The organism is Enterococcus italicus (assembly GCF_023743875.1).
Lineage (GTDB): Bacteria > Bacillota > Bacilli > Lactobacillales > Enterococcaceae > Enterococcus_G > Enterococcus_G italicus.
Genome location: NZ_JAMRVB010000001.1, coordinates 1 through 11,038, shown reverse-complemented (window position 1 = coordinate 11,038; position 11,038 = coordinate 1). Strand labels below are relative to the sequence as shown.

Sequence of the window (11,038 nt, the reverse complement as noted above, 5' to 3'; positions counted from 1 at the left end):
TTTCAGACGATCGTTTAAAAGCAATTAGTAACGACAACAAAAAGCCAGGAAATCCAAAAGTTTGAGAACCAACTTTTGGATTTCCTGGTCTTTTTTTGTAGCAAAATATCTCAGCCTCTTTAATTAGCAACAATATTGACTAATTTATTGGCCACAACGATTACTTTACGAATGGTTTTACCACTAATAAAGTCTTGAACGAGCGCATCTTCCGTCGCTAGTTTTTCGATTATTGCTTTGTCTTCATTTAGAGCGACCGTTACTTTCGAGCGCACTTTACCATTGACTTGGATAACCATTTCAACTTCATTTTCTACTAGTGCTGCCTCATCAAATGTTGGCCAAGCAACATAAGAAATACCGTCTTTGTTTCCTAGCACCTCCCATAGCTCTTCACTAATGTGTGGAGCAATTGGCGCCAATAGTTGCACAAATCCTTCAACATACTCGTAGCACAATGATTCTGCTTTGTATGCTTCATTTACAAAGACCATCATTTGTGAGATGGCAGTATTAAAGTGCAGTTGGTTATAGTCTTCTGTCACTTTTTTCACCGTTTGGTTGTAGACTTTCGTCAATGAGCCATCATTAATCGTCGTAATGCGATCGCGTAATTTGCCCTCTTCATCGACAATTAGGCGCCAAACACGTTCGAGGAATTTACGGCTACCTTCTAGGCCATTTTCACTCCAAGCAATCGATGCATCCAAAGGCCCCATGAACATTTCATACATCCGTAGCGTGTCTGCTCCATACTGTGTCACGACATCATCTGGATTGACCACATTTCCTCTTGATTTGGACATTTTTTCATTGTTGCCACCTAAGATCATGCCTTGATTGAATAATTTTTGGAAAGGTTCTTTGGTAGGTACTACACCCAAATCATATAGGAATTTATGCCAGAAACGAGCATAAAGCAAATGTAAAACGGCATGTTCCGCCCCACCAATATAAATATCCACTGGTAACCAGCGTGTCAACTTGTCATAGTCAGCCAAAGCTTTTTTGTTATGGGGATCGATGTAGCGTAAGAAATACCAAGAGCTTCCTGCCCATTGCGGCATAGTGTTGGTTTCACGGCGACCTTTTTTACCAGTCTTAGGATCAACGACATTGACCCAATCATGGATATTGGCCAGTGGTGACTCTCCTGTGCCACTTGGACGGATATCTTTCGTTACTGGCAATCGTAATGGTAATTCTTCTTCTGGGATTGTCGTCGCTGTCCCATCTTCCCAATGGATAATTGGAATTGGTTCCCCCCAATAACGTTGACGAGAAAACAACCAATCTCTTAGGCGATAGCTGACTTCTTTTTTCCCAATTTGTTTTTCCTCTAACCAGCTGACAATCGTATCAATGGCCTCTTGTTTGTTCAAACCATCTAAAAAGCCTGAGTTGATATGTGTACCGTCACCAGTAAAGGCTGCTTGTGTCACATCGCCACCTTCTAAGACTGGAATAATCTCTAAGCCAAATACTTTGGCAAAGTCATAGTCACGTTCATCATGCGCTGGTACAGCCATAATTGCCCCTGTACCATACGTAGCAAGTACATAGTCAGCAATCCAAATGGGAATCTTTTTTTGGTTCACTGGGTTAATCGCATACGCACCTGTGAAGACACCCGTTTTTTCTTTTGCTAGATCTGTTCGGTTAAGATCGGATTTTTTCGCTGCTTCTTCGATGTACGCATCCACCGCTGCTTTTTGCTCTGGTGTCGTAATTTCTTTCACCAAGTCTAATTCAGGCGCAAGTACAGCATACGTTGCACCAAATAATGTATCTGGACGTGTCGTAAATACTGTAAAGTCTTTGTCAGTACCGTCTACTGAAAAAGTCACATTCGCCCCTACAGAACGACCAATCCAGTTGCGCTGCATTTCTTTGATGCTTTCTGGCCAGTCTACCTCTTCCAAATCTTCTAACAAACGATCCGCATAGGCTGTGATTTTTAGCATCCATTGGCGCATTGGCTTACGCACTACATCATAGCCTCCGCGCTCACTCTTGCCATCGATAACTTCTTCATTTGCAATAACTGTTCCCAATTCAGGAACCCAGTTTACCGCTACTTCAGCCTCATAAGCGAGCCCTTTTTCATATAATTTGGTGAAAATCCATTGTGTCCATTTGTAATACTCTGGATCTGTCGTATTGATTTCACGGTTCCAATCATAACTAAAACCGAGTGAATTAATTTGATGGCGGAAGGTTTCAATATTTTTTTTGGTGAATTCAGCTGGATCATTCCCTGTGTCCAAGGCATATTGTTCTGCTGGCAAGCCAAATGCATCCCATCCCATTGGGTGTAATACGTTGTACCCTTGACTTCGTTTCATTCTCGCTAAAATATCTGTTGCTGTATAGCCTTCTGGATGTCCCACATGTAGTCCTTGACCAGACGGATATGGAAACATGTCTAGTGCATAAAATTTTGGCTTTTGGGGATCATCATGGGTATTAAACGTATTGTTTTTTGCCCAGTATTTTTGCCATTTCTTTTCGATTTCTTCGTGATTATAGCTCACTTTCGCCACTCCTTTTTATGATTGCTAAAAACGCCCTATAAGAAGCATCAGCTTCTTATAGGGCGTTTTACATTTACGCGGTACCACCTATTTTCCCTTTTTACAAAGGCTCCACGTGATAACGGAACGACCGTATTTTCCTACATAAATTCAGAAAATAACACTCTAAGGCGAGTTCGAATGTTTGCCCACATATTTCCACCAACCATATGCTCTCTACTGATTCAAACCATTCTACTATTCCTTATCAACGTGATAGGTATGAAGTTGTATCTGATGACAGTCTACCAAATTTAGAAAAAAAGTTCAATGACTTACCCTAATTTCAATGTTTGTCCGATTAAAAGAATATCCGCAGACAATTGATTAACTGATTTTAACGCGCTCACTGACAAACCATGTGCTTGGGCGATTTTCCAAAGACTATCCCCTTTTTTGACTGTGTAAGTCTTCGCTGAAGTTGTAGTGGTTGTTGTTGAGACAGTTGTCGTGCTTGCTGTACTTGCTACACTCGTTGTGGCGTTCACTTTTAATTTTTGGCCAATCAATATTAAATCACTGCTTAAATTATTCCATGATTTCAACTGCGCTACGGTCACACCGTACTTGTTGGCGATTTTGCTTAAGTAGTCGCCTTTCACTACTGTATAGGTTGTCGTTGTCGACGCGGTTGTATTTGTTGTCGCGTTGGTAGTGCTTGCGGTATTTGTACTTGCGACACTCGTTGTTGCGTTCACTTTTAATTTTTGCCCGATCAATATCAAATCACTGCTTAAATTATTCCACGATTTCAATTGCGCCACGGTCACACCATATTTGTTGGCGATTTTGCTTAAATAGTCGCCTTTCACTACTGTATAGGTTGTCGTTGTAGTTGTTGACGCGGCTGTATTTGTTGTCGTGTTGGTAGTGCTCGCTGTACTTGTACTTACGGTATTTGTACTTGCGACACTCGTTGTTGCGTTCACTTTCAATTTTTGGCCAATCAATATCAAATCACTGCTTAAATTATTCCAGGATTTCAACTGCGCTACGGTCACGCCGTATTTGTTGGCGATTTTGCTTAAGTAGTCGCCTTTCACTACTGTATAGGTTGTCGTTGTAGTTGTTGATGCGGCCGTATTTTTCGTCGTGTTGGTAGTACTCGTTGTACTTGTACTTGCGACACTCGTTGTTGCATTCACTTTCAATTTTTGGCCAATCAATATCAAATCACTGCTTAAATTATTCCAGGATTTCAACTGCGCTACGGTCACGCCGTATTTGTTGGCGATTGTGCTTAAGTAGTCGCCTTTCACTACTGTATAGGTTGTCGTTGTAGTTGTTGGCGCGGCTGTGTTTGTTGTCGTGTTGGTAGTGCTCGTTGTACTTGTTCTCGTCGTACTTGGTGAATCATATTGCGTTAAATTGTATTGAGCAATTACGCGATTCAAGACAGTCGCATAGTTAGGGGCAGTAGCATAGCGCCCTGTTAACCAAGCGGTCGCATCTGTATATGACGTTGTATTGCTTTTCCATGCGCCTGTATAATAGTAGCTACCACCAAACGAGGTCGTTTTTAGTACATTGGCATTATCTTGAAAAGATTCTGCATAAGAGGGGTATTGACGGAACGGCTCATTCTTTGTTACATATTGACCATTTAAAAACTCTTTTGTATTCATATAGACTGTTTGGCCGTTGTAACTTCCTTTAATCCCGAACAAATTATAGTTTGGTGCTTGTGCTAATGCACTCTGTCCCCAGCCACTTTCGACAATTGCTTGAGCAATCATGACCGAAGCATATAGATCATTGGCTTGAGCAATAGGGGCAGCATAAGCAGCTATGGTATTGATAAATGCAGTTTGACTCGTTGTTGATGATGTATAGCCACTTGTATCTGCTAAAACAACTTTAGTTGGCAATAATGGTACGAGTACCGAGCAAGCTGTCACAGCTGTCCCTACTATTGCTACTTGATGTCTGAGCGATTGATAGCGAGTGGCTATTTTAGTTGGCTTGTTATGTATGGTTTTACGAGATTGCGCGTCTTTCATCATTTCCCCTCCATTTTTCTCGAAACTATTTTCAGTATAACTTTAATCAATCCTTAATAAAAGCTTAAACTTTAGATTTTCTTAAATGTAATTTCTTTGTAATCTAAACGATTCGATTGTAATAAATAATGATTGCATAAAGTGGTCAGCTAAGTTTGACTTATGCTTTTTAAGCTATGGTATAATGAATACACGTAAATTTGAAAGGAATTATTGCATGCAAACACCACAACAAACAACAAAATTATATAGTCAATTTACTGCGAGCTGTTTTTTATTGTTATTTATGTTTTTAGGCTATGTGGTGAAGTTTTATCCACAGTGGCTAAACTCATTTGACCAACTAGGGACGGCAATAATCCGCTTTGACTATCCTAACTGGAACCCTTTTTTCCTATGGGTCACTAAATTCGGGAACCCGACTACGGTTTCAATTTTATTTGTCACAATCCTTGGTTTATTTTTGTATTGGAAAAAATATGCAGAAGCACTGTGGCTTAGCTTAGGGGTCATCGGCATCGCTGCTATCTTTAATCTCCTTATCAAGCTTTTCTTCACGCGAGAACGCCCATCTTTGGTGCACTTAGTAACAGAAAACAGCTACAGTTTCCCCAGTGGTCACGCAAACGGCAGCATGGTTTTTTATGGAACACTCTTTTTATTGATTCCTTTTTTCATTCAAACCAATTGGGTCAAATGGCTACTGCGCATCATCTGTGTCTTTTTGATTATTGGTATCGGGACTAGTCGCATATATTTAGGCGTGCATTATCCAAGCGATATTCTGGCGGGCTATTCAGAAGGACTTGTTTGGCTTGGCTTCACTTATCCTCTCTTTAAAGAAAAACAATTTATTTGGCGCTTTACACAAAAACAAAAATGAAAGAAGGAGCAGCTCATATGAGCGATTATACGTACCTTGATAGTTCCGGCAAACGATACCACACATGGAACGGTGCTTTACGTGACGAATTTGGCGGAAAATTATTTAAAGTGCCCATCGATGGTGGTTTTGATTGTCCCAATCGCGATGGCACCGTAGCACATGGTGGCTGTACATTTTGTAGTGTCTCTGGTTCTGGTGATATGATTGTCGCCCCACATGATCCACTCCCTCAACAATTTTACAAAGAAATCGACCAGATGCATCAAAAATGGCCGGGTGTCGCACAATACATCGTCTATTTCCAAAACTTCACCAATACACATGCTCCCGTGGAAGTAATTCGTGAGCGCTTTGAACAAGTCGTCAATCTTCCTGGCGTCGTCGGGCTATCAATTGGTACACGACCTGACTGCTTGCCTGATGAGGTGGTCGACTATTTAGCAGAATTAAACGAACGACTTTATCTGTGGGTCGAATTAGGCTTACAGACAACATTTGAACAAACAAGTACGCTCATCAATCGTGCACATTCTTACGACACCTATCTTGAGGGTGTGGCAAAGCTTCGTAGCCATGGCATTCGCGTCTGTACGCATCTCATTAACGGTCTACCTGGTGAGACCTATGACATGATGGTTGAAAATGTACGACGCACCATTCACGATGCAGATATACAAGGCATCAAGCTCCATCTGCTCCATCTGATGCGCAATACTCGCATGATTCGCGATTATCATGAAGGACGTTTGCAACTACTTTCAAAAGAGACCTATGTTTCCCTTATTTGCGATCAATTAGAACTCATCCCGCAAGACATCATCATCCATCGATTGACTGGCGATGCGCCTTGGGATTCTCTTATCGGGCCAATGTGGAGTCTTCAAAAGTGGGAAGTACTGAATGCGATTGATCGTGAATTAGAGAAAAGAGAGAGTTTCCAAGGAAAATTCTATCAAAAGAAAGAAGATACGCACTATGCTACCCACAGCCTTAACCTATAGTCATCAATTAGCCAAAGAAATCATCTTTTCTGGAGATTGTGTCGTCGATGCTACGATGGGCAATGGTCATGATACAGCATTCTTGGCCCAGCTAGTTGGGCCAACTGGTCATGTTTTTGCTTTTGATGTCCAAAAGCCAGCACTCATCGCGACCGAACAACGGCTACTCGCAGCCGATTTGTTAGATCGTACGACTTTAATCCATGACGGACATGAGCAATTTACTCAGTACTTTCCAAAGCAAACTGCTCTTAAACTAGCCATCTTTAATCTAGGTTATTTACCAAGTAGTGACAAACAGATTATTACTCATAGTGAGCATACTCTAGCAGCCATCCAGCAAATGCTCCCTGTTCTTGCTAAGCGTGGCCGGATCTTGCTTGTTGCATATTATGGTCATCCTGGTGGTCAAGAGGAGCTAGATCACGTACAAGCTTTTTGTCAGACGTTACCACAAGAAGAATACCAAGTGATGACCTATCAATTTATCAACCAGCGTAATGCTCCACCAATTTTATTTTGTATCGAAAAAAAATAACCAAAGCGCGTATGATAAATTTACCTTAACGCTGCTAAATCTGAGTGGCAAAAAAGACTAGAAAATCCAAATGTTTGAAAAATAACTTCTGGATTTTCTAGTCTTTTTGCTTTTCTGTTACTTAAATACGTTTAAATGGTGCACATAAACATTTTTTATTCTTCTAACCATGTCAATACGCGCTGAATCCAATGATCCCAAAACTCCCAATTGTGTGCACCAGGTCCTTCTTCATATGTCACCTCTAAGCCTTTTGCTCGCATCTTTTGTACTGCATATTGACTAGCAGGGTAAAGTGGATCTTCTGTACCTACACAAACAAAAATTCGGGGCGCGTGTGCGGAATTGACTTCCTCTATTAGATGAATTGGATCATTTTCTGATCCTTTAAATTGCTGCACATCGCCAAAGATACCCGTCCAATACGCCGGATTGGGTAACTCTTCAAATTGCTCCAGCATTTCTGCCAGCGCCAAAGCACCCGACAGAGAGGCAATGGCCCCAAATGATTCTGGACAGCGCATCCCTAACTTTAAAGCGCCATAGCCGCCCATTGATAAGCCCACAGCAAATGTCTTCTCTCTTTTTTTCGTTAATTGCGGAAATAGCTCGTGACAAATACGTGGCAGTTCCTCCGAGACAAAGGTCCAATAGTTCATGCCAAACGTCGTGTCTGTATACCACCCCAAATCCGTGGATGGCATAATCACAGCTAGCCCTTTATCTGCAACATACCGTTCAATCGATGTTCGTCTTTGCCAGACACTATGATTGCCATGCATCCCATGTAAGAGATACATAACAGGAAGATCCTCCGTTTGCCCCACTTGATTCGTTCCGTATGCTTTTTCTGTTTTTTGAGGAAGAATGACATTAATCATTACTTCCATTTGCAATACATTTGAAAAAATATTCGCTTGTAAAAAAGCCATCTTATCACCTGCTTATTTGTTTGTTCTTATTGTACCAGTTTTTTGTGTTAATGTAAGAGCAGAAACAATAGCTACGATGACCAATAAGATAGCCACTCCATAAATACTATGCAATCCTTGATACAAAACATGTCGCAGTGCTTGTAGAGACTCTGTCGGCAATAATTTAGCCGTGTGAGGATTCACCAATTGATTCATTGCATCTTCTGGAACAGCAATCGTCAATTTTGTTAATTCCTTCGCAGTCGCAGCATTAAAAATAATACCGAAGACCGCAATCATCATCGTTTGCCCCAACGTTTTAGCGAGTGTATTGAACGACGTTGCGACGCCTAGTTGTTTGTGAGGGACACTGTTTTGTGCGCTGACCGTTGTTATGACGATTGTCGCACCCATCCCAGTGCCTATCACAGCTGAAATTACAAAAAAAATATAAAATGGAGTTGCAAATGGCATCAAAAATAATAATGTCCCACCAATCAAGGTAACAAGTAGTGCAATGAGTAGATTTTTTCGTAATGAAAAAATAGTTAGCCAATTGCTAGCAACTGATGAGCCATACACCCACATAATCGACTGCGGTGCCAAGATCAAGCCACCAATCGCTGCACTCATTCCCAATACACCTTGCATCCACATTGGAATATAAACTTCCACTCCCATCAGAAAGCCACTAACTAGCGCCGCAACCAAATTCACGACGACAAAGGTACGATTACGGAACAACTCAAGAGAAATCAATGGATCCTCCGCCCGTTTCTCAACTTGAATAAATACGACTAAACCAATTAGACTAATTAAGAAAAACATACCGACTCGTAACGACAACCCTTCGTCACCTAAATACTGAATGCCAATTAAAAAGAACATCAACATCATCATCGACATCAGACTGCCTAGCATATCCATTTTCTTATTGGTCTTAGGTCGTTTCTCTTCAATTAAATACCTACCTATTAACCAAATCAGTCCAAAACCAATTGGCACATTGATGAAAAATATCCAATGCCAACTAAAGAGATCGACCACGATACCACCCGCCAGCGGGCCTACAACACTTGCGACCCCCCATGCAGTACTCGTTAACCCAAGAATTTTTCCTCTCTTCTCAGCCGAGTACAAGTCGGCGATAATTGTGAACGCGACCGGCATCATTGCACCCGCACCAATCCCTTGAATCGCTCGCGCAATAATCAAGTGCACCATAGAGTACGACATGCCACACAAAGCAGAACCAATCATAAAGATAGCCGTGCCAAATAAAAAGACGGGCTTTCTGCCAATCATATCAGCGAGTTTCCCATATACAGGTGTCAGCATCGCATTCGTCAATAAATAAATCGAAAACACCCAGTTCATAATTTCAATACCTTTAAGCGACCCAACAATTGTTGGCATTGCCGTTGTAATAATGGTGCCTTCGATTGCAGTCATAAATGTTGCCACAAACACCGCTGCTGTGACTGCTTTAATATTCGTTTTTCTCTCCATCTCATCCTCCAAAAAATTGCATAAAAAAAGACTTCTATTAAGAAATAACTACTTAATAGAAGTCGCCTCTTTATTCCTTCACACTTGCCACTAGCGCATCAACTTTGTCAGTCTGCTCCCAAGGCAAATCGATATCTGTACGACCAAAATGTCCATATGCAGCCGTCTGTTTGTAAATAGGACGACGCAAATCTAACATTTCGATAATCCCTGCTGGTCGTAAATCAAAGTTCTTACGCACGGCTGCAATCAATTTATCATTAGCCACTGTTCCAGTTCCAAACGTATTAATACTGATTGAAACAGGCTGAGCCACTCCAATAGCATAGGCCAATTGCACTTCAACTTTACTTGCTAATTTAGCTGCAACAATATTTTTGGCAATATAACGAGCAGCGTAACTAGCAGAGCGGTCTACTTTAGTCGCATCTTTACCAGAAAATGCTCCCCCACCATGGCGAGCGTACCCACCATATGTATCAACGATAATTTTTCGTCCTGTCAGACCAGCATCCCCTTGAGGTCCACCAATGACAAACCGGCCAGTAGGATTAATATAATATTTTGTTTGATCATCCAATAGTTTATTCGGGATGACCTCTTGAATAACTTGTTCAATCACATCTTTACGAATCGTTTCATTTGAAACTTCTTCGTCATGTTGGGTACTGATGACAACTGTGTCCACACGTAATGGTTTTTCATTTTCATCGTACTCTACTGTTACTTGTGACTTTGCATCAGGTCTAAGATAATCCAAGGTACCTGATTTTCTTAATTCTGCTAACTTACGGACCAAACGATGGCTCAAAGCAATTGGTAACGGCATTAACTCAGGTGTTTCATCCACAGCAAAACCAAACATTAAGCCTTGGTCTCCTGCTCCAATCTCATCTAATTTATCGCCTTGTGTACCACGAATTTCTAACGCTTCGTTGACCCCTTGAGCAATATCTGGTGATTGCTCATCCAATGCAACCAAGACAGCCACATTATCACCATCAAAGCCATATTTGGCTCTAGTGTAGCCAATGTCTTTGATTGTTTGACGGACAACTTTTTGAATATCGACATAAGCCTTCGTTGATACTTCACCAAAAACAAGAACCAAGCCAGTTGTTACAGATGTTTCACAGGCCACACGAGCTTCCGGATCCTTTTCAACGATTGCGTCCAAGATAGCATCACTGATTTGATCAGCCACTTTATCCGGATGTCCTTCAGAAACAGATTCTGAAGTAAATAAATGTTTTTCTGACATTTTTTATTCCCCCTAAATTTCGATTCGGTTACAAGGCATCTTCGCTATTCGTTCATATGCGAATCCTTTCGGGAACTTGCAACGAAATGATTATACCACGTTTCTAATTGAAATAGCGCATATTTCATTTGAAAGCAAAAAAAAAAGCATTCAGATGAATGCTTCAATGATCCGTACGGGAATCGAACCCGTGTTACCGCCGTGAAAGGGCGGTGTCTTAACCGCTTGACCAACGGACCATGCTAAAACGGAGAAGGAGGGATTTGAACCCTCGCGCCAGTTTCCCGACCTACACCCTTAGCAGGGGCGCCTCTTCAGCCACTTGAGTACTTCCCCAATACCAAAATATTTGAAAC

Annotated in this window: 8 protein-coding genes, 2 tRNA genes, 1 riboswitch and 1 other annotated feature; of the genes, 3 read left to right on the top strand and 7 right to left on the bottom strand. The window is 41.4% G+C overall.

Annotated features, from left to right (window positions below; translation table 11 throughout):
- Nucleotides 1-119: 119 nt before the first annotated feature.
- Complete coding sequence (gene leuS / locus NE257_RS00050) at nucleotides 120-2,534, bottom strand: leucine--tRNA ligase (RefSeq protein WP_251885512.1); 2,415 nt, start codon at nucleotides 2,532-2,534, stop codon at nucleotides 120-122.
- A 55-nt stretch (nucleotides 2,535-2,589) separates the two neighbouring features.
- Nucleotides 2,590-2,794, bottom strand: a binding site (T-box leader).
- A 54-nt stretch (nucleotides 2,795-2,848) separates the two neighbouring features.
- Nucleotides 2,849-4,576, bottom strand: a complete 1,728-nt coding sequence (locus NE257_RS00045) for a muramidase family protein (protein ID WP_251885511.1) — start codon at nucleotides 4,574-4,576, stop codon at nucleotides 2,849-2,851.
- Between the two features lie 214 nt (nucleotides 4,577-4,790).
- Here NE257_RS00045 and NE257_RS00040 point away from each other — a divergent pair, with 214 nt between their 5' ends.
- The 3 genes from NE257_RS00040 to mnmM are packed head-to-tail and all read left to right on the top strand — an operon-like array spanning nucleotide 4,791 to nucleotide 6,998.
- A complete protein-coding gene (locus NE257_RS00040) occupies nucleotides 4,791-5,456 on the top strand; it encodes a phosphatase PAP2 family protein (protein WP_251850926.1) in 666 nt (221 codons plus the stop codon).
- A 17-nt stretch (nucleotides 5,457-5,473) separates the two neighbouring features.
- Nucleotides 5,474-6,460 (top strand): tRNA modification radical SAM protein MnmL/YtqA, encoded by a 987-nt coding sequence (gene mnmL / locus NE257_RS00035; protein WP_251885510.1) that lies wholly within the window; start codon nucleotides 5,474-5,476, stop codon nucleotides 6,458-6,460.
- Nucleotides 6,435-6,998, top strand: coding sequence for a tRNA 5-(aminomethyl)-2-thiouridylate-methyltransferase MnmM (gene mnmM, locus NE257_RS00030; RefSeq protein WP_251885509.1), 564 nt, complete (start codon nucleotides 6,435-6,437; stop codon nucleotides 6,996-6,998). The genes mnmL and mnmM overlap by 26 nt, the downstream gene beginning before the upstream one ends.
- 155 nt (nucleotides 6,999-7,153) lie before the next feature.
- On the opposite strand, the gene NE257_RS00025 is transcribed toward mnmM, so the two are convergent.
- The 5 genes from NE257_RS00025 to NE257_RS00005 all read right to left on the bottom strand — a co-directional run bounded on the left by NE257_RS00025 (nucleotide 7,154) and on the right by NE257_RS00005 (nucleotide 11,018).
- Nucleotides 7,154-7,930, bottom strand: coding sequence for an alpha/beta hydrolase (locus tag NE257_RS00025; RefSeq protein WP_251855270.1), 777 nt, complete (start codon nucleotides 7,928-7,930; stop codon nucleotides 7,154-7,156).
- A 12-nt stretch (nucleotides 7,931-7,942) separates the two neighbouring features.
- The gene (locus NE257_RS00020; protein ID WP_007209206.1) at nucleotides 7,943-9,421 is read right to left on the bottom strand and encodes an MDR family MFS transporter; all 1,479 of its coding nucleotides are present in this window, start codon (nucleotides 9,419-9,421) and stop codon (nucleotides 7,943-7,945) included.
- Nucleotides 9,422-9,491: 70 nt separating this feature from the next.
- Entirely contained in the window at nucleotides 9,492-10,682 is a 1,191-nt protein-coding gene (metK, locus tag NE257_RS00015; protein ID WP_007209207.1) for a methionine adenosyltransferase, read from the bottom strand.
- Nucleotides 10,680-10,769, bottom strand: a riboswitch (SMK box riboswitch). It overlaps the preceding gene by 3 nt.
- An 80-nt stretch (nucleotides 10,770-10,849) precedes the next feature.
- A tRNA-Glu gene (locus tag NE257_RS00010) sits at nucleotides 10,850-10,921 on the bottom strand.
- A 9-nt stretch (nucleotides 10,922-10,930) separates the two neighbouring features.
- Nucleotides 10,931-11,018, bottom strand: a tRNA-Ser gene (locus NE257_RS00005).
- Between the last annotated feature and the right edge of the window lie 20 nt (nucleotides 11,019-11,038).

Coding starts and splice junctions, on each gene's coding strand:
- NE257_RS00045 (WP_251885511.1), bottom strand. CDS start 4,576: ATGATGAAAGACGCGCAATCTCGTAAAACCATACATAACAAGCCAACT.
- NE257_RS00040 (WP_251850926.1), top strand. CDS start 4,791: ATGCAAACACCACAACAAACAACAAAATTATATAGTCAATTTACTGCG.
- mnmL (WP_251885510.1), top strand. CDS start 5,474: ATGAGCGATTATACGTACCTTGATAGTTCCGGCAAACGATACCACACA.
- mnmM (WP_251885509.1), top strand. CDS start 6,435: ATGCTACCCACAGCCTTAACCTATAGTCATCAATTAGCCAAAGAAATC.
- NE257_RS00025 (WP_251855270.1), bottom strand. CDS start 7,930: ATGGCTTTTTTACAAGCGAATATTTTTTCAAATGTATTGCAAATGGAA.
- NE257_RS00020 (WP_007209206.1), bottom strand. CDS start 9,421: ATGGAGAGAAAAACGAATATTAAAGCAGTCACAGCAGCGGTGTTTGTG.
- metK (WP_007209207.1), bottom strand. CDS start 10,682: ATGTCAGAAAAACATTTATTTACTTCAGAATCTGTTTCTGAAGGACAT.